Origin of the sequence: Bradyrhizobium genomosp. I (2014) (genome assembly GCF_000261685.1) — a bacterium.
Classification (GTDB): Bacteria; Pseudomonadota; Alphaproteobacteria; order Rhizobiales; family Xanthobacteraceae; genus Bradyrhizobium.
Genome location: NZ_AJQE01000175.1, coordinates 1 through 22,348 on the forward strand (window position 1 = coordinate 1; position 22,348 = coordinate 22,348).

Genomic DNA, 22,348 nt, shown 5'->3' on the forward strand with positions numbered 1-22,348 from the left:
TCAAATCCACATGCGATTCCCCTGCCCCGCAAGGGGGGAGGGAGCGCAGCCGGATGCGCCGTTACACTGTGCCTCGCTACGCCATGGCAATGATGAGAACGAGCTCGCGCCACAACAAAGGTATGTTCCCTCCCCCTTGCGGGGGAGGGTTAGGGAGAGGGGTGCCGCACGGGGACTCTCGCGATCGAAACGAACGCTACACGCGGCCGCCCCCCTCACGCCGGCTTGAGCGAGGCGAGCGCGTTCTCCAGCAGCGAGCGCACGCGTGCGGCATCTCCTGACTTCACCACGGCGGGATCGAGATAGAGCTCGAGGCCCGGCGCACGCTCGGTGATGATGCCGCTGTTCTCCGCCGCCTCGTTCAGCGCGTCCACCGAATAGGGAATGACCTCCCGGCTGATCCCCTTCATGGTGATCGCGGGCAGCGCATGGGCGCGGACGATGTCGCTGACGAGCGCGAAGGTCTCGTAGCTCAGCACGATGCCGCCGGGCTCGGCGATCGATTGCAGGCGCGCGGCAAGGTTCGCCTCCGCACCGATGATGGTGTAGTCCATGCGGTCCGTGCTGCCGAAATTGCCGACATTGCAATAGCCCGAGTTGATGCCCATGCGCGAGCGGAACGGCTGCTCGATGCCGGAGGCGCGCCATTTCCCGTTGAGCTCGGCGAGGCGCTGCTGCATGCGCCAGGCCATCCGGAGGCAGGCCTGCGCATCGGCGCGGTCGCCTTTGGTCTCGGGGTCGCCGAAGAAGATCAGCATGGCATCGCCGATGAACTTGTCGATGGTGCCGCCATAGTCGTGGGCGATCGCCGACATCTCGGTGAAATATTCGTTGAGGAGCTGGGTCAGTTGCTCCGGCTGCAGCCGCTCGGCGGTCGCGGTGAAGTTCTGGATGTCGGAGAAGAAGATGGTGAGCTTCTTGCGCTCGGTGTGGATGGTGACGTCCTTCTGGCCGGAGAAGATGCTCTTGTAGACCTGGGGCGGGATGTAGCGCGAGATCTTCATCGAGAGCGAGGCGAGGAAGTCGTTGGCGGATTCGAGCTCCTTGTTCATGCCCTTGATGCGGCGCGCCTGACGGCGCTGGAGCGAGAGGAACGACAGGCCGCTGCCGGCGGCGATCAGGAAATAGGCCAGCAGGAACTTGAACGAGAATATGTTGGCGGCGATCGGCTGGGCGATGATCACCTCCTGGATGCCGCGGACATCCCCCACCTTCCAGTCCGTCTTCGGGCTTTCGGGGTGGCTGTTGTGACAGCTCACGCAGGCCGGCCCCATGGTGACGGGGGCGACCAGGCGGACCTTGTCGTTGAACAGCGAGGTCTCGGTCTCCACGATCTTCTGCTCGGGGTCCTTCCGGAGCGCATCGAGCGCGTCCTTCTCGAACTTGTCGAGCTGGTGCGGGGCACGGTTCTGGAACGGGAAGTCCGAGACGAAGCGGTAGGTGATGTTCTCCTGCTGCGCGCCGATCACCCGGCCGAGCTCGAGCGAGAGGGTCGCCGGAATCGGGATCGCGCCGGGGATGGATTCGTAATTGTGCACGACCTTCGTGGTGCCATCACGGTTGGCCAGCACGCGCCCGACCACGTTGGAGGCGTAATAGCTGCGGACGCTCGATATCACGGAGTTGAGATCGGCAGCCTGCCGGCGCAGCGCCGTCTTGCTCAGCTCGGTCAGGTCCAGCCACACCGCGAGCGGCAGGGCGAGCAGCAGGAAGGCGATCACGGCGCCCGTGAGAATGCCGCTCTTGCGCTGATCTTCGGCGATCTCTTGTTTCACTCTGTGGCTCCGCTGTGTGCGATTTTGTCGCAAATCCGTCGGGATCTGTGGCAAGGAATGCGGGCACAGAGCCAACAATTGCAGGCCCGCGCAACCCCATTTTATGGTGGTCGGGCCAAACGCCTTTTCGTTTCATCACGGATGTTTAAGATCAGCCCCGTCTGCATCCGCTCCGCCGGGAGATCCCATGACCGAAACCATTCGCATCAAACGCTTCCACGCGCGCCCCGTGATCGTGCCGATGAACCTGCCGCTCCAGACCTCGACCGGGGCGGTCGCCAAAGCGCCGCTGGTGCTGATCGACTGCGAGACTGACCAGGGCGCGATGGGGCACGCCTATCTGTTCTCGATCACGCCCTCGGCCTTGAAGCCGCTGACGGCGATGGTCACGGAAATGTCAGACCTGCTCGCCGGCGACGAACTGCTGCCGTTCGAGATCGAACGAAAGCTGACCCAGCGCTTCACGCTGCTTGGCCTTGCCGGTCTGCAACGGCTGGCGCAATCCGGCATCGATATGGCGGCCTGGGACGCGCTGGCCCGCACACGCGGCCTGCCGCTGGCCCGCCTGCTCGGCGGCGCGCCGAAACCGGTCAGGGCCTACAATTCGAAGGGGCTGGGCATCATGCCGGCGGGCGCCGCGGTCGAGGAAGCCCATAAGCTGCTGGCTGAAGGATTTCAGGCCGCCAAAATCCGCGTCGGCCGGCCCGATGCGCGAGAGGATCTCGCAGTCGTGCGCGCGGTGCGCAAGGCCGTCGGCGATCAGGTCACGCTGATGTGCGACTACAACCAGGCGCTGACGGTGACAGAGGCGATCCGTCGCGGCGAGATGCTCGACGACGAGGGCCTCGTCTGGATCGAGGAGCCGATCCGCCATGACGATTATGCCGGCTGCGCCCGCATTGCCGACGCGCTGCGGACACCGGTCCAGATCGGCGAGAATTTTGACAGCGCCTTCTCGATGCAGTCCGCGCTTTCGGCCGAGGCGTGCGACTACGTGATGCCCGACGTCCAGCGCATCGGCGGCGTCACCGGCTGGCTCCGCGCCGCTTCGCTGGCGCACGCCGCCGGCATCGAGATGTCCACGCACCTGTTCTCGGAGATCAGCGCGCACCTGCTCTGCGTCACGCCGACGGCGCATTGGCTGGAATATGTCGACTGGGCCGACGCGGTTCTGGCAACGCGGTTGCATATCAAGGACGGCTTTGCGCTGCCGAACGAGGAGCCGGGCAACGGCATCGAATGGGATGAAGCGGCGGTCGCCAAGTATCTCGTTGGCTGAAAGCGCGCCCGCTACCCCGACGTCGTCATCGCGAGGAGTTCTTCCGACGAAGCAATCCAGACTGCCACCGCGGAACGATCCTGGATTGCGTCGCAGAGCCCGTCATCGGCCCCTTGGTTTTGCAATGACGGAGTGAAGGCGACATACGCGTTGCGCGGGGACGGCAAGCGGACCAACGATGCCGCCGCTTGCGCCAGCAGCCGTTCGTCCGGAAGCAGCGAGCAGCGCGACAAGCGGCTCAGATGAACTGAAGCAGGAGGATTCAAGTCAGCTCACTTCAGCGAAATCGTGATCGCGCTGAGGTTGGCGGCCATCTCCAACCCGGCCTTGGGGCCTTGCAGGACCATTACGACGCCGTTGTCGTTTCGTAGGTGGACTCCGCCCACGCCGCCGACGAGAGCGCCACCACCGCCAACCGAACTATAGGTGCCGGCGAAGTCGCGGACGTCTCTGATCCCGGACACCCAGCCTTCCAGGCGGCCGGCAGTCGCGCCGGCCGTGATTCCGAGGCTTATTCCTGTGACGCGGAAGGGATAGCTACGGCCGCGATAGCTCAATACACCACTTCCAGCGCCGCCCCCCAACAGCAACCCCGCCTTCACGATCTTGACCCGGACATGGCCGGCAGCTTGCGCAAGCGAGGGAGCGGCCGGAACGGTGACGGCGAATAGCGCGATCGCGGCAAGCTGTCCGATCGACCGCAGCGTGGTGCCCATCATCTCACGGCTTCGCAGCATCGACTTTCTTCCAGGTCTGGTCGGGATCAAACAGCGTGAGGCGCCTGGCCACGAAGTCGGTGCGCTTGCCCAGGTCCTTCTGGTAGACAACCCCGGCATGGTTGACCAGGAAGGTCATCACGCCGGAATTGCCGTACTCGGCCGGCCAGGCGATCAGCGCGAAGCCGCCGATCATCTTGCCTTTCACGACATAGTTCATGGCGCCGCCCGGGGCATCGGGTCCCTGTCCCCTGAGGATCCGGAAGTAATAGCCATGATAGGGCGTCATTCCCTCACCGGCTTTGTAGCCCTCACTCGAGGCTTGCGCCGCCAGTGGGCCGAGCGGGCTCGGATCGCTGTCGTCACGCCAGAACAGCCCATCCTTCTTGCCGGGCGACGAGACGATGCGCTGCGCGTAGACGCCGACACCCTCGCCGCGGTCCTTGTCCGCATATTCGTTCTGCGCATCGACGAAAGCGAGCGCGGTCTGGATCGCGTCCAGCTCGTTGCGCCCGATGCGACGGCGAAGCACTTCGATGCGCCCCGCGTCGGTATCGAACTCCCAGCCCGTCCTGGTGTTGACCAGCGGAATTGGGAACGGGAATTCATCCGGTCCCAGCACCAGGGTCGCGCTCTTGTTGCCCTGCGCCTTGATGCCGTGCTTGGCGTCATACATCGAGGTGAACCGCTGGCGGATATCGTTGTCTGCGATCTCGTCGCCCGAGGACACGATATCGTCAGCGGCCCTGCCCAGCACTTTCAATATGTCGTCCGGTCCGCTCTTGACCGCGACTGCGAGCGCTGCGGCCGCGTCCTCCGGCGTCTTGTAGGATTGCTGCGCCTGAGCCGCGGAGCCAACAAGCGCCAGCGCCGTGATGCCCGGGAATACCGTAAGGCGAAACGATTTCAGCCCGATCATGGCAGCACCTCCGCAGGGAGCTTCGCGCCGTCAGCGAGCCAATCCCGGTAGGTGCGGAATGTCAGCCCGAGCTTGTGATAATAGACGCGCAGATAACCATCTCGGCCACGGGTCACAGCGCCCGGCATCACCTGCTCGACCTCCTGCGCCATCACGCCGACATAGGCCCTGTCGCTGCCGAGATAGCTGAAACGATAGTAACCGAGGCCGTTGGCGAGACGACCGAGCAGCACGATGTCGTGCTTCAGCGTGACATCCGAGCGCCGGCCGCCGCCACCTCCGCGGCCGCCTCCACCAAAGCCGCCGCCACCACGCGCCGCCATTCCGCCACCACCACCTCGGCCGCCCATACTCGGGCCGCCGCCGCCACGCGGCATGCTCGCCATGCTTGACCTGCCGCGCGCGGATGCCGCGGCCGCCGATCGGCCGGACGAGACGTTCATCGCGCCGCCGCGATTGCCGCCACCACTGCGGTTGGCTGCACCGCCGCTGCGGCTCGCGGCCTTGGCGCGGTCGCCACCACCCTTTGCAGCGGCTTTGGCCCGATCGCCGCCGCCCTTGGCGCGATCCCCGGCACCGGCACGGTCGCCGCCGCCAGGCCGATCGCCACGACCGCCGGCGCGGTCACCCGCGCGATCTCCGGCCCGGTCGCCAGCACGATCACCCGGACCGCCACGGTCACCAGCACGGTCGCCTGCGCGATCTCCCGCCCGGTCTCCTGCGCCCTGATTGGGACGCAGCACCTGGTTGCCGTCACGGCCACGGAAGTCCATCCGGTCCGATGCGCCCGCCTTCAGATTGTTGTTGCCGAAGCGCTGCTGAACGTTGGTGTTGCTGTATCGAACGCCCTGGCGATGCGCGGGATTGTGCTGCCAGCCATTGCCGATGTTCGTGGTCCGATGATTGACGTAGACGTTGCGATTGCCCCAGTTGCAGCCGCCGCCCCAGTAATTGCCCCAGCGCCCGATCGCCCAGGCCGTGCCGAATGCGATGCCGGCCGCAACCACTCCCGCACCGATATAGGACGGATAGCCCCAATAGTAAGGCGGATATTCCGCATAGGGCCAGCTGCCGTAGACGGTCGCCGGATCATAGTACGGAACGTACATCGCTGCGGGATCAGCCTGCTGGATCACAACGACCTGCTTGCCTTCCTGAGACTGGACGCTGACCTTCTGCTGCTTGGTGGTGACCAGCTTCTTGTTGTCATAGGCCTTGGTGCGCAGGCGCTGGATCGCATCCATCACATCGGGCTGCTGCGCGAGAAAGGCGTCGCCGAGCTTCTTGGTCCAGTCGAGCTGGTCGCTCATCATGGTGAGGACGTCGGCGGTGCTGGCCAGCGCCTTGACGCTATCGTCCCAGCCCTGCTTGTCCACCTCCGCCTTCAGCGCATCGCCCTTGAGGCTCTTGCGCTCTTTCAGCCAGCGGTCGGCCTGCACGATCTCCAGCGGATAGGTCGAGGCAGCCAGCACGTTCGCAAGCAGTTCGTCGGGATAGAGGGCGATCGGCGCGACCAGGGCCTCCAGCTGTTCGGGCTTCAGAAGCTCGGCCGTCGGCGCAGCCGCCGGCTGCGCCTGCGGGGCGGCGACCGGCTTTTCGGTCGTCTGGGCCGACGCGCAAACGGGCGTTGCCAGCAACAGCGCAAGCACGACTAGACTTTTGCTGCGGCGGAACATCGCATCCTCCATCTCAGTCCTGTCGGGACCATGAGACCGAGAGCGGTACGTTCATTGACAAAAATCAACGAAACGAGCGCGTCGCCTGCTGCAACGCGGGATGCTAGCCCGCGAGCGGGAGTCGAACCGTGAACAGCGCACCGCCGAACGGCTGGTTCTCCGCGGAAATCGTGCCGTGGTGCGCCTCAACGATCGTCCGGACGATCGCCAGCCCCATCCCCATGCCCTCCGGCTTGGTGGTGAAGAAGGGATCGAAGATGGTCTTGAGATCGGCGACCGCGATCCCAGGTCCCGTGTCTCCAACACGAATTTCCGCGTGATTGGCAGAGCGGCCCATGATCACGCTGACTTCCCGTTTGCCTCTCTGAACTTCAGAAATCGCGTCCAACGCATTGAGGATGAGATTGAGCACGACCTGCTGCAGCTGGATGGGATCGCCCTTGACGTTCAGCTCCAGATCGGGTGGCGCATGGAAGCTCAGCACAGTGTTGCGCCCCGACGCCACATCGCCAACAAAGCCGATCACCTCTCGCACGGTTTCCTTCAGCTCGATATCCCTGATCTCGAACGGCGCCTTCTTGAGCACACTGCGCAGCCGGCGGATCACCTCGCTGGCACGCTGGTCGTCACGCCTGATATCGGCGAGAATTTCGCGGATCTCCTGAAGATCGGGCGACGAGCCCTTCAGCATCAGCTCCGCCGTCTCCGCGTTGGTCAGAATCGAACCGAGGGGCTGGTTTAGCTCATGCGCGATCGACGCCGTCAGTTCGCCGACGGCCGAGTATCGGTTGACATGCGCGAGTTCGGCCAATCGCTGTCGGGACTCAACCTCGGCAAGGCGTCGGCCCCGGCGCTCATGAAGCAAACCGCTGATGAGTCCTGCCTGAACGAGGATCACCGCCGCGATGAGCGCCAACTGCCAGCGGTACTTTTCCCAGATGCGCGGCTCACGAAACAGAACCTCGCTGCCTTGCGGCAGGTTGCTCTCGCTGATTCCCCACCGCTGCAATTCGCGCCAGTCGTATTTTGGCACAGCATATGCGATCGGTTCGATTTTGACGTCTGCAGGCTTCTCGCCACCGAGGATTCGGAGCGCCGCATCGGCAGTCTTTTGGCCGAGTTCGGGAATGGAATGCATGGGACCACCGACGATGTCGCGCCCGAAGAAGGACTCCTCAAAGCAGAAGATGGGAGCGTTTGCGACGGCACGGAGGCGATGCAGCGCGCTTTCCCCATCGTGAACGACGCCGGCCGCGTCGACGGACATCAAGCCCCAAAATAATGCCGTGTGCGGCGGAAGCACCGAGGCCTTTTTCAGGATCTCGTCGAAAGGTAGATCGCCATACCAGACGAACGAGACGCGCTCTTCGAGCGGTCCGATATCCTTCTTGACCTCTTCAAGCCAAAATCTTTCCAACTTGGACGCTCCGATCACGAGGGCGATTGTTCGCGTGTCCGGGAGCACTTGAAGCACGTTGCGGAATGCCGCGACAAAATCGTGGCGGACTGAAACGACGGCATCCCTCTCGGTCAGGCTCGCCCGGTCGATCAGCCGTTCTTCCACCGTCGTGAGGACCATCGGCGCCTTCGGGAACAGCTCCGCCCGATGCCTCTGCACGAATCCTGCGGCAGGCCCTCCGATGCTCATCACGATATCAGGCGGATGGCCCTCGTAGATCGAGCGGAGATATTCGACGAAAGGCCCTTCAGGACCTGGCGCGATGAACCGCGCGGTGAGCAGGGTATGCTCCTGAATGTCGAGCGGCCACGGGGAGCGCTGCTCGAGATTGGCCTTGATGCTCCGTGCATACTCGCTCCAGGGCAGGAAGTCGCGGCCGAACGAATGCAGCAGCAACACGCGCTTCGGTTCGCGGCGGTCGACGTCGCGCTGCTCGGCAGCAGCTACCTGGCCGAGCTGAAGGTTCAACCACCAAAGGACCACTCCGAGCCACAGCAGCGTAGCCGCAACGTCTCGCGGCTTGATCGACGCAATGGAATTGCGCCCGCTCATGCTTCTCTCCGGCGGTCTCGTCCAAACGGCCCCATCACAGCACAATCCGAGCGCGACCGCACCAGTCGCTGTGGCGCAATTCTTCTTGTTGCACGGCCTTATCGCATTGGGCAGCGGTTGTACCTGATCTCCATGTCCTCCATGCCTGGAAAGAGGCGGGCGATGCTGTTCGCGTCCAGGGCCTTCACACTGAACTGAACGCTGGACAGCATGATGTCGGTGGCGCAGGTCGCGATCAGATTGACGCTCGTGCCGACGTCCCTTCTGACCTTGACCTTGCAGCGCGCGGACTTGCCGATGAGCTGATCGCCATCAACAATGAAACCGCCGCCATAGACCTCGGACATCTCGGTAAAGCCAAGTTTACCTCCTTCGCGGGTGAACACCTTGTCGCACTGATCGGCGCTCGTAGCCCAGGCACCGTTCAGGTCGACCGCACCGGCGCGCCCGTTCATTGCAAGGATCGCGCTTAACGAAAGCGCGACCGCGGCAGGCGATTTCCAACTCCCAGACATGCATCGTTTCCTTCCAGTCAGTTCGTTTCGGATCAATGGCCACCGCTGAAGATCAGGGTCTTGAACGGCAGCAACAGCGCCTGGATGCGCAACAAGAGCGCATGGACGAATCCGATCGCGTCGATGGCATGAAGGACGATCCGCCGGCCGGTCGACGTCTTGGGATCGATGATCGCTTCGTGGTTGCTGGTGTAGGCATTCACGATGCAGGTGCTGCCGGCCGTGACGCCGTCAAGGCCGCCTTTGTAGAGCGGCTCGAGAAACACCAGAATTGTCCCTGGCTTTGCGAGGTTCTGCGCCTCAATGAGCTGTTCGCCGGCCCGAAACTGGCCGGCCGCGATGTAGTCCTGCACAGCGGTCACGACCAGAGGAATCACAGCCCATGGCCTGGAAACGCAGGTTGCCTCGGCAACCATGCCCTCCTTCATCACGCCTGCTTCGATCTGGCCGAAGCCGGCCTGCAGCCGTTCTCGGCCGGCGCCGTCAGGAATCAGAATTCCCGCGGGCCGCATCAGCTGGTTGACGACGTCTCCGGTGCGAACGAGAAATTGCTCGACGCGTCCGTCGACGCCTGCACGCACGAAGGTCTTGTCGAGCTCGACTTGCGCCTCGGCCAGCGAGGCCTCCGCACTCGCCTTCTGCGCCGGCAGCAGCGTCGACACCTGCAAGCTCGCTGCTTCCTTCGCGGCGGTCGCGGCGTCGACGCCGGCCTGACGCTGGTCGACCAGGACCTGAAGCTTCTCGATATCACGCTGCGGCACGATCCCGGGATTGCGACGTTGCAGCTCAGTCTTGACTTCGAGTTCGTCCTTGGCCTGCTGGTAGTTGGCCCTGGCTTCCTGAATTTGCGCCTCGGCCTTGACGACATCGGCCCTCGCCGACGCCATTGACGCATCGACCTCGGCGACCTTGCGCTTGGCCGTTTCAAGCGCCGCCGTCTGTTTCGAATTGTCCAGCCGGAAGAGGATGTCGCCCTTCTTCACGGCCTGGCTGTAGCCGACATTGACCTCGGCGACACGGCCCGATCCCTCGGGCAGGATCGGGACTGTTCGAAACAGCAACGCCGCATTGGAAGTCGCCGGATGAAAGAAGAAGACGCTGGTGATCAGACCCACGGTCAGCATCAGGCAGCCGGTGATACCCCAGCGAAGCTCGTACCACACGGAAAAGAGCGTGATCTCCTTGCCGAACCGTTTGCCCTGGGCAAAGCGCCGGTAGAGATAGTCCGGAAGGATGGTCAGCAACGAGCAGATGATGAGCTCAAGCATGGCTACGCACCTTATGGTCGGTCTCAACCTCCGGTTCGTTCAGACTGATCGCTGCTGGAGCCGCCACCGCACCTGGTTGCGATATTTCGTTTGCAGGATTCGGTGACGTGCCGTCTGCGATCTTCTCCACCGATCCGGCAATGCTTCGTAGCGGCGTTCCGAAGTCCGGCAGCTCGATCAGCGCAAGGACCAAGGCCGCGATCCAGTACAGATGCTCGTGTGTGAACAGAGCGAGAAGTCCCAGCACGGCCACGATCTCGAATTGCAGCTTCTGGGTCTTGTGAGCCATCCGCTCGGGCAAGCTGTGCAGATGCCAATACAATAGACCCACCGCGAAAACGGCCGCGATCAGGATGATTCCCGTCACGATCATCAGCACGTCTGTTTCGCCAGGCGCGGTGATGTAGAATGGCAAATGGTGCGGTGCCATCGGATGAAGCTGCTCGCTCAACGCGCCCTCCTGATCGGGGACCCAGCCGCCGTGGCTTCTATCTTACTCTGGCAACCCCGGTTCTGCTTTGCTTGATTTGAATCAACGGAATGACGGCCGCCCGACCTAGCCTTGCCCGAGCACTGAAACATAGCAGGAGGCATCGGCAATGTCCGCCAATCTCGACACCCTGATCCCCAATGCCAACCAGATCCGCAAGGAAGCGGCCCTCAAGGAAGCCGAAAAGGCGGAGGAATATGCCCGGCTCGCCGCTGCGGCGGAGGATGAAAAGCGTGCCTTGATCGAGCGGCTGAGCAAACCGTCCGGCAAGACCGAGGAAGAGAAGATCCAGCTTGCCGCGTCCATCATTCAGCGTGCGGTGCGCAACGGGCTGACCGAGGTGCAGGTCTATCGCTTTCCCAATACGCTGTGCACCGACAAGGGTCGCGCCATCAACCAGCAGGAAGCGGGCTGGGAGAAGACGCTGACCGGCATTCCGAAGGAAATCTTCCAGCTCTGGACCGACTATCTGAAGCCGCGCGGCTATCGCATCAGCTACCAGATCATCGATTTCCCCGGCGGCATGCCGGGCGACATCGGCGTCGCGATTTCCTGGGGTGATTGAGTGCTGATCCGCCCGGATCCGATCCGACAAAACGAAAGGCAGAGCATGGCAAAGGGCGAGGTTGGGGCGCGGATGAAGCGCAAGACCTACGAAAAGGAGCTGGAGAAGCTCCAGGTCCAGCTTTGCCATCTCCAGGAATGGGTGAAGGAGAAGAAGCTGCGCGTCGTGGTGTTCTTCGAAGGCCGCGATGCCGCGGGCAAGGGCGGCACCATCAAGGCGATCACCGAGAAGGTCAGCCCACGCGTGTTCCGCGTGGTCGCCCTTCCCGCGCCGTCCGACCGTGAGAAGTCGCAGCTCTTCATCCAGCGCTATATGCAGCACTTCCCGGCCGGCGGCGAAGTCGTGATCTTCGACCGGAGCTGGTACAACCGCGCCGGCGTGGAATACGTCATGGGCTTCTGCTCTCCGGAGGACCACAAGCGGTTCCTCACGCTGTGCCCGCAGATGGAGAAGCATCTCGTCGAGAGCGGGATCATCCTGATCAAGATCTGGCTTGAGGTCGGGATGGAGGAGCAGGAGCGGCGGTTTCGAGCCAGGATCGACGATCCATTGCGGCAGTGGAAACTGAGCCCGATGGACACGGAGTCGTATCGGCGCTGGTACGACTATTCCAAGGCCCGCGATCTGATGTTTGGAGCCACGAGTTCGGAGCATGCGCCGTGGACCATCGTTCGGTCCGACGACAAGCGGCGGGCGCGGCTCAATTGCATCGCGCATCTTCTGGATTCGATCCCGTACAAGCGCATCAAGAGGGACAAGGTCAAGCTGCCGCCGCGCTCCGGGAAAGGGCGTTACAACGACCAGGCGAGCCTGAACGGGATGAAGTTCGTGGAAGAGCGGTACTGAACGAGGATCCAGATCGAACAGAGAACAGGCCGGGCAAATGCGCGGCCTGTTCTCTCTGGGCGTACGGCCTATTTCAGCCGGATCGTAACCCCGCCGACGGCTGCCGACACCTCAGCCCCAACCTTCGGCCCGCTGAGTTGCAGGATCACGCCGTTCGCGTTTTGCAACTGAACCGCTCCCGCACCTGCCGCAACAGCGCCGCCGGCCCCGCCCACCGCGTAGGAACCTTCGATCGACGCCGGGCCCCGCAAGTTCAAGGCACGCCCGACGAACTTGGTCGTCGAGGCACCCACGGTCAAACCGACGCTCATGCCGGATACGGTGAACGGATAATTCTTGCCGCGCAGGTGCAGCACGCCCTCGCCGCCTCCCACACCGACGATGAAGCCGCCTTTGGTGAAGACCACGGCGACCTGGCCGGTCTCGGCCCGCGCCGGCGCGCTGAAGCTTGCGACACCGAGGAGCAAAGCAGCAATAGCAACGAGTTTCTTCATGATTTTCCCCTGAATTTGGCTCCCTATTGAGCCAGAAGCATTGCGAAGTAGCCGAACACGGTGAGCAGGATGCCCGAAACGGCGTAGCCGACCGGAAAACCGATCCAGGGCACTGAACTCTGGATCTCCACTGCGGCCTCACGGCAAGGACCGGAGTGCGAGCGCGCACCGGCCACACCGCCCATCAATACGGCCGGATTGATCTTGAACACGTGATAGCCGATCGCCCAGACGATGAAGGGCGGGATCGTGCAGGCGATGAAGCCGACGATGAAGATCTTCAGCGCGACCGCACCGGTGAGCTGAGCCAGTAGACCTGCGCCGGCATTGACACCGACGATGGCGACGAACACCACGAGACCCAGATCCTCCAGCACGTTGCGCGCCGCGTTCGGCGTATTGCCGAAGAAGCGCAGCCGCGACACGATCGAGGAGACGATCACGCCCGACAGCAACAGGCCGCCGGCGTTGCCGAGACCAACCTTGGCGCCGAATGCCGGGAACTCCACCATGCCGATCAGGAAGCCGATGATCATACCGACCGACAGGGTCAGCAGGTCGGTCGACGTGTTGGTCCGGGCAATGCGACCCCACATCTCGCCGAGCTCGTTGACGGCGGACTTCAGGCCGACCACCGAGACGATGTCCATTCGCTCCAGCTTGGTCTTCAGCCCGGCCGGAATCTGCACGCCGCCGCGCTCGACCTTGGTGACCTGCAATTGGCCGGCGATCGCCGTGTCACGGAAGGACTCGAACGTGCGTCCCACCATGTCCTTGTTGGTGACGAGAATGTCCGCCTGGTCCATGGGAACGCCGAGCGTCTTGGCGTCGGCAACCTCGGGACCGATCAGGCCCATCTTGTCGGTGAGATGCTCGGTCGAGCCGCCAAGTGCGACGATGTCTCCCTTTTGCAGCACAAGGTCGGCATCGGCACCCTGCGGCTCGCCATTCCGTCCCACATTGATGATCCGGTACTCCGGATTCACCGTGCGGAACTTTGCGATGGTCATGCCGGCGGTTGCGGGGTTCTCCAGCCGATAGGCGCGCAGCCCGAACTGGCGATAGCCGGTGAGGCCGCCGCCTTCGAGATCCTTGACGCCGAACTCGCGCTCATACTGCTTGGCCGCCGCCTTCGCGTCGACCCCCCACCAGCGCGGCAGATATTTGCAGATCAGGATGATGCCGACGGTGCCCCAGATATAGGTGATGCCGTAGGACAGCGCGATCATGCCGGATGCGTCCTCTGGCTTCATGCCCGCAGGCAGCTTGACGACGCCGGAGGTGACGGCCTGCTCGGCCGAGCCGATGGCAGCCGACATGGTCTGTGATCCTGCCAGCATGCCGCCGGCCGCACCGGTCGGCAGCGCGAACAGCTTCGCTCCGATGACCACCAGCGCAAGGCCGAGCACGCTCGAGACGACGGCGAGAATGCAGAACTTGAGGCCGTCGCCTTTCAGGCTGTTGATGAAGGAGGGGCCGACGCGCAAGCCAACACCGTACATGAAGAGGTAGTAGAAGAGACTCTTGACGAAGTTGTTGAGCTCGAGCTTCACGCCGTAAGTTGAGGCCCACACCGACAGGCCCGCACCCACCACGATGGCACCGGCGACCATGCCGAGACCATAGCCTTTGATGCTGGCTCGGCCGATATAGACCGCGAGACCGACAACGAAGAACAGCAGCAGATAGGGGTACTGCTGAAGGAATGTGAAAAAGCCCAGCATGTTCGATCCCCTCTAAGATGCAGCCTTGAGCTTCGGCGCCCCGGCGGGCTTGGGCCTGCCGATCTTCGCCAGGGCTTCCGCGCGCACGAGTTTCAGACCTTCCCTGGCATCGTAGCCATGGATCTCCTTCACATCGAGCTTGCGCATGAAGTCGATGGTTTCCTGGGTGATGACCTGGCCTGGCACCATGATCGGGAAGCCCGGCGGATACGGGATCACGAAGCTAGCGGAGACGAGGTCCGGCCCCGCCTTCAGCCGGCGGTCGATCTCGGGATCGCTGAGGCGGATGAATTCGCAACCGGCCGCGTCATACGCCGTATAGAAGCCGCCGCGGATATCGCCCTCGTTGGTCTTGGTGCCGGAATCGCCCCGGAAGCTCGGGTGGAAATGCGAGAAGTTCGGCAGATCGGGTACGTCCCTCATCAGGCTGTTGACCCGGGTCTCGAACGTCTTCTTCGCATTGGCTCCGCCCTGCACCAGACCACGATCGACCTCGCCGGCAATCTCGGCCAGTACCCGAATGAGGTGCGCGACGTCACTTCGGGTGTTGTTGATGTTGGACTGGACCAGGACGGAGTTGCGCGAGGTCTTGTTGACCTGGATGTTGTACTCGCTCGCCAGGATGCCCTTGAACTGGGTTCCGTCGAATCCCGCGGTGCCGCAGACCAGCGTCATGCGGGTCGGATCGAGGCAGAACTCGTCGTCGTCCAGGCTCTTCAGTGTGTTGGCCCAATTCACGCCGTTGGCGAGATAATCGGTAAAGCCGCTCTGGCGGTATTGCGCGGGCACCATGGCGTCGGCACCGAGGATGCGGAAATATTTCGAGATCAGCGGATTGTTGTTGACCGCCTGGCGGATCGCGAACGCGATCTCGATCGCATTGGCGACGAGGCCGTATCCCTCCAGCTCCATCTGCCGCCGCGAGATGTCGAGACTGGCAATCAGCTGCTGGTTCGGACTGGTCGAGGCATGGGTAAACACCGCCTCCTTGAATTGCTGCTCGACCGTGTGGAATTCGACATCCTTGACCGTGAGCATCGAGCCCTGGCGGATCGCCGACATTGACTTGTGGGTCGAGTTGGTCTGGTAGACGCGCAGGCGGATCTGACGCGGATCCGGGATCAGCCGGGTCTTGAGCAGCAACTCGTCGGACGGATTCTTGCCGAGCTCGGCCTGCTGCTTCTCATAGGCCGCGACCGATTTCGGATCTCGCATCCACGCCTCGATCTCGTTGGCGGCGCCAAGTCCGGTGCGGCGACGCAGGAACGGCGAGAAGCGCGCGAAGCCGAACCAGGCCTCGTCCCACAGGAAGATCAGGTCGGGCTTGATGGCGAGACATTCCTCCATCACCCGGCGGGTGTTGTAGATGTGGCCGTCGAAGGTGCAATTGGTGAGATCCAGCATTTTGACGCGGTCGAGCCGGCCGTCGGCCCTTGCGTTGAGCAGCGCCTGCTTGATCGTCCGCAGCGGCACCGCGCCGTACATCGAATATTCCGTCATCGGGAACGCTTCGACATAGAGCGGCTGCGCACCCGCCAGCACCATCCCGTAGTGATGAGACTTATGGCAGTTGCGGTCGACGATTGCGATGTCGCCGGGCGCGAGCAGCGCCTGCACCGCCATCTTGTTCGACGTCGATGTGCCGTTGGTGACGAAGAAGACACGGTCGGCGCCGAGCGCCCGCGCCGCCTTCTCCTGCGCCTTCTTGATGTTACCGGTCGGCTCCAGCATGCTGTCGAGACCGCCGGTGGTGGCGCTGCTCTCGGCCAGGAACAGGTTCGGGCCGTAGAACTCGCCCATGTCGCGAATCCAGTCGGATTTGAAAATCGACTTGCCGCGCGCGATCGGCAGCGCGTGGAAGGTCCCGATCGGGCGCTGCGCGTATTTCTTCAGATTGTCGAAGAACGGGGTGTCGTAGCGGTCCTGGATGCCTTCGAGGATCGACAGATGCAGCTCCAGGATCTCCTCGATGGAGTAGAAGATGCGGCGGGCCACGTTGGCCTGTGGGTCGCCGGCCATCTCCTCAACATCGCGATTGGACATGAGATAGATGTCGAGCTCGGGACGGACGCGCTTGATGATATGGGCGAGCCGGAGCGCCGACGCGTCGGTCTCCTCATTGAGGTTGGCTGACGCCGTCATCGTCCGGAGCACAGGCGCGTTATGCCGCGAGCGAAGAGCGAAGCCTTCATTGATGACGACAGCCGCGATGTTGGGATTGACCATGGTCGCGCAGAAGGCGTCTTCGAGGCTGCCGACGATGACGGGCTCGTAGACGAACGAATCGGCCGGCCGACGCAGCTTGCGCCACTCGGCGGCGAGCGTCGGCCAATTGTTGGACGACACGCCCGTGACGATCAGGGTCTCGAAATAGGGCCGGCGCGCTGTGTGCGAGCCGAAGGTCGGCGGCAACAGGTCCGGCATCTCGCCATTGTTCTCGTCCTTGGGATTCCAGTCGCCGGCATGCTGGCGGAAGGATCGCGTCGCAAGCGCCTGTGCGATCCGGGTCACAAGGGCGAGCGAGGTTTGTCCATCACCCGCCAACGCGGCCTCCCGCAACGCCGCCATCAAGTGCAGGCCGGGATAGCCGTGGAACTCTTCCGTCACGGAAAGATCGGTCAGCAAGGCATCGTATTTCGCGCGATCTCCGGCTCGGGCCCAGACCTTCGCTGCCTCCACCAGGTCACGCCAATCGTCTGCCCGGCCGCCAGGACCAGAGAAGAATTGATCGATACGCTTCTGTGCGGGCTTGGCTTCCTTGGGCATGTCTCTCTCCCGGTCCTCGGCAAATGACGCGGGATCGTGGCCTTCCGCTCGTAGGCTTCGTTGATTCAAGTCAACGGTCCGAGGCTTCTGATTAGCCGTCTTCAGAGCGCGCGTACCGCAGCGCAAAAAGGACCTCACCGCCCTCTTTGGTCAGGGCCGCCAAGAACGCTGTCGAGCGTCCGCAACCACTGTGAGCTGTCGGTCTTTTCAGCCAGCCCTTCCGCACGCAGGAGGTCGCGCAGCTGCGCGTGCGCGCCGACGATGCAGAGTGCGATGTGACGAGAGGCGAGCTCGTCGTAGAGATCGTGCAGCATGCGCGCGCCGGCGAGATCGATATAGGGCGATGCCGAGAGATCGCAGACGACCAGCCTGATCTCAGCCGATTTCCCCAGCGCGTTCAACACTGCCTCCAGGACCGTCTCTGCGTTGATGTAGAGCAGCGAGGCTTCAGGGCGGAAAGCGATCACACCAATCAGCGGCTCGACCCCTTCATGCCTGGCGCTGTCGGAGTAGCGGCCGGTTCCCCGCAGGCGGCCGAGAAAGGCGATATTCGGCTGCGACGCCCGCGCCAGCAGCAGGAAAATCGACGCGATCGCAGCGAGCAGCACGCCTTGAAGAATTCCGAGCAGCAGCACCGCAATCAGGGCGATGGCCGCTGCATAGAAATCGATCCGGCTGACTTTCCACATGCGGATCAGCGCGGGAATGTCCACCAGCCTGTACACCGCTGCAAATACGATGGCGGCCAACACTGCTTTCGGCAGGTTGGTCAGGAGGCCGGTGAAGAACAACAGACACAGCGCCAAGGTGACGGAGCAGATCATCACCGCCAGCGGTGTCCGTGCGCCGGCATTGTCGTTCACGGCCGATTGGGACAGGCCGCCAGCGACGGGATAGCCTTGGCCGAATGCCGCGGCAAGGTTGGCGGCGCCCAGGCCAAGGAATTCCTGCCGGACGTCGAGCGCATATCCGTGCTTGGCAGCGAAGCTGCGCGCGGCCGACACGCCTTCGATATAGGCCAGCAACAGGCAACCCGCCGCAATGGGAAACAGCTCTTCGGGCTCGACCAAGCCGAAGGTCGGAACGGCAAGGGTCGGCAGACCCTCGGGGATCTTGCCGGTGACCGGCACGCCCATGGCAGGCAACCCAAGCAGCGTGGCCACCACGATCGAGAGTGCCACGATGCTGATGCCCACCGGCAGGCCCGGCAGGTGCCGCTCGCCGAGCAGCAACAGCAGGAGCGCAACGGCACCGACCGTCAATACGAGCAGATTTGTATCGCCAAACTGGCCTGCGATGTGGATTGCCCGATCGAAGAAATTGCGACCGCCGCCAGAAACACCGAACAGAGCTGGCAATTGGCTCATAATGATGGTGAGCCCGGCACCCGCCTTGAAGCCGACCAGGATGCTGTCGCTGACCAGGCGGACGAGACTCGAGAGCTTGAACAGCCAGGCGATCAGGCATAGCAGCGCTACTGCGCAGGCGACTAGGCTTGCAATTTGCGCATAGCGAACCGGATCGCCTGCTGCGAGCGAACCGACGGTGCCCGCGATCATCAGCGAGATGGCCGAGGTCGGACCAATGGCAAGCTGGCGCGACGATCCGAGCAGCGCATAGCCGATGCCACCAAGAATATAGCCATAAACCCCGGTCTGCGGCGGTAAGCCAGCAAGGCCCGCATACGCGAGCGACACTGGAATCGCGTACGCGGCCAGTGTCACGCCCGCCACTGCGTCGGAGGAGAGCCAAGCGATCCGATACCCGGAAAGCCAACTAAACGGCGAAAACAGACGCGTCCAGCCAACCCGCGGTTCAGACGGCGGCTTCATGGGCTCGCCTCGGAGCGCACGACTTCGCACCGCAATAGAACGATCAGCAAGGCAACCACAGGAAGCCCTAGCGCGAGGTCCGGGGCGGCCTTGGTCATCAGAGCACCGAGGGCGGCGCCAAGGCCGAAGGCGCCGCACACGGCCGTAAAGATGCCGGACCGCCGCAACGTCCCAACCGCGGCGCCGCCGGAAGCCACTGCGAAGATGCCCTCGATCGCTTGGCGCATGTTACCGGTGATCATCACCGTGCTGTACGTCGCGCCCTCGACCCTGGTGAAGACCGCCGCCTGCATTGCGGCGACGAATGAAATTCCCAACGTGCCGGCAATCTCGGGCATCCGATTATGTAGGATCCCGACAGCGATCAGAACGAGGATCTCGATCAACGTACTGATCGCGCTGGCTCTCTCCCCCGCAGCGCGGCGCAGCCAAGCAGCGACCACAATGCCGAGCGCGAAGGCCATGATCGGAGGGACAAATTGCATCGCTCTCGCCCGCTCGCCGGCCATTCCGTAGACCCAGAGAAGGACGAGATTCGCCGTCTGAGCGTTGGCCATCACGCCGTGAACGATCCAGGTATAGGCATCGAGACAGCCACCCGCGAACGCCAGCAACAGCGCGACGGCGATCGTCTCGTCGCGACGCAGCAATGGAGCAGCGGCAATCCCCAGTGAGCTCATATCCGATACGTCGTGTGTCGCCGATCTGGCACTGGCCTATTGACGGCGCCCGAGCGGAGGAAAGGCTTGACTTGAATCAAACCTCCGAGCGGCTTTGAGGATTCAAATTCACCCGGAACCAAGCGCCGGGGAATAGCGACCATGGACACCGTCAGGTGGATCATCTCCACCGCTCCGGAAATCTTTCTTTTGCTTGCTGTCGCCGTTGGCACGATCCTGGGCCGCATCAGGATCCGCGGCTTCTCGATCGGCACCACTGCCTGCACGCTCATCGCTGCCGTGCTCATCGGTCAACTCGGCAGCTTCGCGTTTCCGTCGGTGCTGCGGGTCATCCTGTTCAGCCTGTTCGTATTCACGATCGGCTACAAATCCGGACCGGAATTCTTCGCATCCTTGAGCATCCGCACTCTGGCCCAGGTCGCCATGGCGCTCGTGCTCGGCGGCACGGGCTTGATCATCGTTCTGGCATTTGCCTTTACGGTGGGGCTCGACCCAGGCACCGCGTCTGGCCTCGCCGCGGGCGCACTGACGCAATCCTCCGTCATCGGCACTGCCTCGGGTGCCCTGGCGCAACTTGGGCTGTCCAAGGCTTTGCTCGAGCAGCAAGAGGCGAATATCGCTGCCGGCTACGCCGTCACCTACGTTCTCGGATACATCCTGACGCTCCTCTACGTCCCGTTCGTCGCGCCCAAGCTGATGGGTGTCAACCTCAAGGACGAAGCCAAGAAGCTCGAGATCGAGCTTGCCGGGGGCGAGCCTCCCAAGACCGAGAACCTGCACTATCGCAAATTCCAGGCGCGCGCCTATCGCGTCTCGGCGGCCGCGGGCCGAACCGTGAAGGCGATCGAGGGGGAGATCGGCAGCCGGACGGTGATCGAGCGCATCGTGCGTCACGGAGCCGACATTGAGCCGCATCTGGACACCGTGCTCGAGACCGACGACGACATCGTGATCGCCGGGCGGACAGCGGTGATCGTGGCCGCACGGCCCGTGATCGGCACCGAGATCGACGCCGACGAGATCCTGAAGGCGATGCCGGGCAATGTGGTCGACGTGCTGGTGGACAACCGCAAGCTCCACGGCCGTTCGGTCCAGGACGTGGCCGATCGCGTCGGCAGCAATGCGCGCGGCGTGTTCCTGCGGACCCTGACGCGGATGGGGCGCGAGGTGCCTCTTAGTGCGGACACGCGCATCTATGTGGGCGACGTCATGACGCTGGTCGGCACCAGCCGCAACATCGAACGCGCAGCCGCGCAAGTCGGACAGATCTTGCGCGCCGGCGACCGCACCGACATCGCCTTTCTCGCGGCCGGCATTGCCGCCGGCCTGCTGGCCGGCCTGCTCAGCTTCAAGTTCGGGAGCGTCGCGCTGACGCTCGGCGGCGGAGGCGGCGCCTTGATCGCGGGCCTCGTCTGCGGCTGGTTGCGGTCACGCTGGCCGACGATGGGTGCGATGCCGCCCGCCGCGCAGCAGACACTGAGCGACCTGGGCCTCGGCGGCTTCATTGCCGCCATCGGCCTCGGCAACGGCCATGCCGCCTGGATCGCGATCCAGGCGCATGGCTTCTTGCTGGTCGGCATGGGTCTTGTCGTCACGCTTGTGCCGCTGATGGTGGCGACGCTGTTCGCCTATCACGTGCTGCGCATGAATCCAGTCGTCGCCTGCGGCGCACTGGCAGGAGCCATGACAGTCGACGCCGCCGTCACGGGCGCCTGCGAAGTCGCCGAAAGCCAGACGCCGGTGCTCGGCGTCGCCGTGCCCTATGCAGTGGGGAACGTCGTTCTGACGGTGCTCGGCCCGATCATCGTAGCCGCGACTTTTGCCGGATGAGGAGGATGGAATGCCGTCGTATTCCTCAGTCAAACGAACGCTGTGGGCGGCGCTGCTGTTGCTGGCTTTCTTGATTGTGCCGGCCGGTGCCGACGATCAAGCCGCCCCACGACGCATTCACGAAGAGATCTGGGCTCTACCGTTGCCGCTCCCGATGTTCGCCTATCTGGTGCGCCCCGTGGGCGACGGCCCCTTCCCTCTGGTGATCATGAACCACGGCGTGTCGCTCAACCCGACCGAACGCAGCTTCTTTCCGCTGGTCGAGTTTCGCGACGCCGCCAAATGGTTCGCCAGGCAAGGCTATCTCGTGGTGGCGCCGGTCGGCACCGGATACGGCGCCTCCGCCATCGACATTCCCGAGCGTGGGATGTACGGCCCGTTCTTCTCCAAGGTCGGCAAGTGCACCAATCCGAACTTCCATGATGCGGGTCTCGCTGTCGCCCAGGTCGACCTCTGGATCATCGACTACATGGTTGCCGAGAAGCGCGTCCTGCCTGACGGCGTGATCGTGGTCGGACAATCCGCAGGAGGCTGGGCCTCCATTGCGCTGTCGAGCCTCAACCCGCCGCAGGTGAAGGCCATCATCACCTTCGCCGCGGGCCGCGGCGGCCGGGTCGGCGGCAAGCCGAACAACAACTGCGCGCCCGACAGGCTGGTCGAGACGACAGGCGAGTTCGGCCGCACCTCGCGGGTGCCGATGTTGTGGATCTACATCGAGAACGACACGTTCTTCGGCCCGGCTCTGTCGAAGCGGATGCATCGGGCCTTCACTGCCGGCGGCGGCAAGGCCGAATACCACCTGATGCCGCCGTTCGGCAACGAGGGGCATTATTTCGTCGGCTCGCCCGATGCGATTCCAATCTGGTCACCACTTGTCACCGGATTTCTCGACGCCCTGAAGTGACGGCCATTGCTGGTGTCAGGAGGATAGAGATGCATCTTCGCAATCGTGACTTCGCTCG

At 63.4% G+C, this 22,348-nt stretch carries 18 protein-coding genes; 5 read left to right on the forward strand and 13 right to left on the reverse strand.

Translation table 11 applies throughout. The annotated features are described in order from the left end of the window. Positions 1-215 precede the first annotated feature (215 nt). On the reverse strand, positions 216-1,775 hold the full coding sequence (locus tag IC50_RS16725; RefSeq protein ID WP_035706831.1) for an adenylate/guanylate cyclase domain-containing protein: 1,560 nt from the start codon (positions 1,773-1,775) through the stop codon (positions 216-218). 187 nt (positions 1,776-1,962) lie between these two features. Here IC50_RS16725 and IC50_RS16730 point away from each other — a divergent pair, with 187 nt between their 5' ends. After that, positions 1,963-3,054, forward strand: coding sequence for an enolase C-terminal domain-like protein (locus IC50_RS16730; RefSeq protein WP_035706834.1), 1,092 nt, complete (start codon positions 1,963-1,965; stop codon positions 3,052-3,054). Positions 3,055-3,326: 272 nt separating this feature from the next. On the opposite strand, the gene IC50_RS16740 is transcribed toward IC50_RS16730, so the two are convergent. From IC50_RS16740 to IC50_RS16770, 7 genes are all read right to left on the reverse strand, one after another. After that, complete coding sequence (locus IC50_RS16740; RefSeq protein WP_035706840.1) at positions 3,327-3,791, reverse strand: hypothetical protein; 465 nt, start codon at positions 3,789-3,791, stop codon at positions 3,327-3,329. Further along, positions 3,775-4,689, reverse strand: coding sequence for a DUF2950 domain-containing protein (locus IC50_RS16745; RefSeq protein WP_035706843.1), 915 nt, complete (start codon positions 4,687-4,689; stop codon positions 3,775-3,777). The genes IC50_RS16740 and IC50_RS16745 overlap by 17 nt, the downstream gene beginning before the upstream one ends. Next, entirely contained in the window at positions 4,686-6,365 is a 1,680-nt protein-coding gene (locus tag IC50_RS16750; RefSeq protein WP_035706981.1) for a DUF3300 domain-containing protein, read from the reverse strand. The genes IC50_RS16745 and IC50_RS16750 overlap by 4 nt, the downstream gene beginning before the upstream one ends. Positions 6,366-6,468: 103 nt before the next feature. Continuing rightward, complete coding sequence (locus IC50_RS16755) at positions 6,469-7,944, reverse strand: HAMP domain-containing sensor histidine kinase (RefSeq protein WP_333938100.1); 1,476 nt, start codon at positions 7,942-7,944, stop codon at positions 6,469-6,471. 530 nt (positions 7,945-8,474) lie between these two features. After that, positions 8,475-8,831, reverse strand: a complete 357-nt coding sequence (locus IC50_RS16760) for a hypothetical protein (protein ID WP_085973798.1) — start codon at positions 8,829-8,831, stop codon at positions 8,475-8,477. Between the two features lie 92 nt (positions 8,832-8,923). Next, on the reverse strand, positions 8,924-10,159 hold the full coding sequence (locus IC50_RS16765) for an HlyD family secretion protein (RefSeq protein WP_035706851.1): 1,236 nt from the start codon (positions 10,157-10,159) through the stop codon (positions 8,924-8,926). Further along, on the reverse strand, positions 10,152-10,610 hold the full coding sequence (locus IC50_RS16770; protein WP_035706854.1) for a hypothetical protein: 459 nt from the start codon (positions 10,608-10,610) through the stop codon (positions 10,152-10,154). The genes IC50_RS16765 and IC50_RS16770 overlap by 8 nt, the downstream gene beginning before the upstream one ends. A gap of 148 nt (positions 10,611-10,758) precedes the next feature. On the opposite strand from IC50_RS16770, the gene IC50_RS16775 reads away from it, so the two are divergent. Both IC50_RS16775 and ppk2 read left to right on the forward strand, forming a co-directional pair. Then, positions 10,759-11,214 carry a hypothetical protein gene (locus IC50_RS16775; protein ID WP_035706857.1) on the forward strand — a complete coding sequence of 152 codons (456 nt, stop codon included), beginning with the start codon at positions 10,759-10,761 and terminating at the stop codon, positions 11,212-11,214. 45 nt (positions 11,215-11,259) lie between these two features. Beyond that, a complete protein-coding gene (ppk2, locus tag IC50_RS16780; protein ID WP_035706984.1) occupies positions 11,260-12,060 on the forward strand; it encodes a polyphosphate kinase 2 in 801 nt (266 codons plus the stop codon). A gap of 68 nt (positions 12,061-12,128) precedes the next feature. Here the strand turns inward: ppk2 and IC50_RS16785 are convergent, their stop codons facing one another. From IC50_RS16785 to IC50_RS16805, 5 genes are all read right to left on the reverse strand, one after another. Continuing rightward, complete coding sequence (locus IC50_RS16785) at positions 12,129-12,554, reverse strand: hypothetical protein (RefSeq protein ID WP_035706860.1); 426 nt, start codon at positions 12,552-12,554, stop codon at positions 12,129-12,131. A gap of 23 nt (positions 12,555-12,577) precedes the next feature. Beyond that, complete coding sequence (locus IC50_RS16790) at positions 12,578-14,278, reverse strand: aspartate:alanine exchanger family transporter (protein ID WP_035706863.1); 1,701 nt, start codon at positions 14,276-14,278, stop codon at positions 12,578-12,580. A 12-nt stretch (positions 14,279-14,290) separates the two neighbouring features. Then, positions 14,291-17,044: a decarboxylase gene (locus tag IC50_RS16795; protein WP_035706866.1), complete on the reverse strand. Its 2,754-nt coding sequence runs from the start codon at positions 17,042-17,044 to the stop codon at positions 14,291-14,293. Between the two features lie 134 nt (positions 17,045-17,178). Next, the gene (locus IC50_RS16800; protein WP_035706869.1) at positions 17,179-18,876 is read right to left on the reverse strand and encodes a SulP family inorganic anion transporter; all 1,698 of its coding nucleotides are present in this window, start codon (positions 18,874-18,876) and stop codon (positions 17,179-17,181) included. After that, entirely contained in the window at positions 18,873-19,556 is a 684-nt protein-coding gene (locus tag IC50_RS16805; protein WP_035706872.1) for a YoaK family protein, read from the reverse strand. Before IC50_RS16805 ends, IC50_RS16800 begins: the two co-directional genes overlap by 4 nt. Positions 19,557-19,697: 141 nt before the next feature. Between IC50_RS16805 and IC50_RS16810 the strand changes: the two genes are divergently transcribed. Both IC50_RS16810 and IC50_RS16815 read left to right on the forward strand, forming a co-directional pair. Then, positions 19,698-21,386, forward strand: coding sequence for a TrkA C-terminal domain-containing protein (locus tag IC50_RS16810; protein WP_035706875.1), 1,689 nt, complete (start codon positions 19,698-19,700; stop codon positions 21,384-21,386). A gap of 10 nt (positions 21,387-21,396) precedes the next feature. Then, complete coding sequence (locus IC50_RS16815) at positions 21,397-22,290, forward strand: alpha/beta hydrolase family protein (protein WP_035706878.1); 894 nt, start codon at positions 21,397-21,399, stop codon at positions 22,288-22,290. Positions 22,291-22,348 lie beyond the last annotated feature (58 nt).

Excerpts from the sequence above, each read along its gene's own strand:
- IC50_RS16730 (WP_035706834.1), top strand. The coding sequence starts at position 1,963 with ATGACCGAAACCATTCGCATCAAACGCTTCCACGCGCGCCCCGTGATC.
- IC50_RS16740 (WP_035706840.1), bottom strand. The coding sequence starts at position 3,791 with ATGCTGCGAAGCCGTGAGATGATGGGCACCACGCTGCGGTCGATCGGA.
- IC50_RS16745 (WP_035706843.1), bottom strand. The coding sequence starts at position 4,689 with ATGATCGGGCTGAAATCGTTTCGCCTTACGGTATTCCCGGGCATCACG.
- IC50_RS16750 (WP_035706981.1), bottom strand. The coding sequence starts at position 6,365 with ATGTTCCGCCGCAGCAAAAGTCTAGTCGTGCTTGCGCTGTTGCTGGCA.
- IC50_RS16755 (WP_333938100.1), bottom strand. The coding sequence starts at position 7,944 with ATGGTCCTCACGACGGTGGAAGAACGGCTGATCGACCGGGCGAGCCTG.
- IC50_RS16760 (WP_085973798.1), bottom strand. The coding sequence starts at position 8,831 with ATGAACGGGCGCGCCGGTGCGGTCGACCTGAACGGTGCCTGGGCTACG.
- IC50_RS16765 (WP_035706851.1), bottom strand. The coding sequence starts at position 10,159 with ATGCTTGAGCTCATCATCTGCTCGTTGCTGACCATCCTTCCGGACTAT.
- IC50_RS16775 (WP_035706857.1), top strand. The coding sequence starts at position 10,759 with ATGTCCGCCAATCTCGACACCCTGATCCCCAATGCCAACCAGATCCGC.
- ppk2 (WP_035706984.1), top strand. The coding sequence starts at position 11,260 with ATGGCAAAGGGCGAGGTTGGGGCGCGGATGAAGCGCAAGACCTACGAA.
- IC50_RS16785 (WP_035706860.1), bottom strand. The coding sequence starts at position 12,554 with ATGAAGAAACTCGTTGCTATTGCTGCTTTGCTCCTCGGTGTCGCAAGC.
- IC50_RS16790 (WP_035706863.1), bottom strand. The coding sequence starts at position 14,278 with ATGCTGGGCTTTTTCACATTCCTTCAGCAGTACCCCTATCTGCTGCTG.
- IC50_RS16795 (WP_035706866.1), bottom strand. The coding sequence starts at position 17,044 with ATGCCCAAGGAAGCCAAGCCCGCACAGAAGCGTATCGATCAATTCTTC.
- IC50_RS16800 (WP_035706869.1), bottom strand. The coding sequence starts at position 18,876 with ATGAAGCCGCCGTCTGAACCGCGGGTTGGCTGGACGCGTCTGTTTTCG.
- IC50_RS16805 (WP_035706872.1), bottom strand. The coding sequence starts at position 19,556 with ATGAGCTCACTGGGGATTGCCGCTGCTCCATTGCTGCGTCGCGACGAG.
- IC50_RS16810 (WP_035706875.1), top strand. The coding sequence starts at position 19,698 with ATGGACACCGTCAGGTGGATCATCTCCACCGCTCCGGAAATCTTTCTT.
- IC50_RS16815 (WP_035706878.1), top strand. The coding sequence starts at position 21,397 with ATGCCGTCGTATTCCTCAGTCAAACGAACGCTGTGGGCGGCGCTGCTG.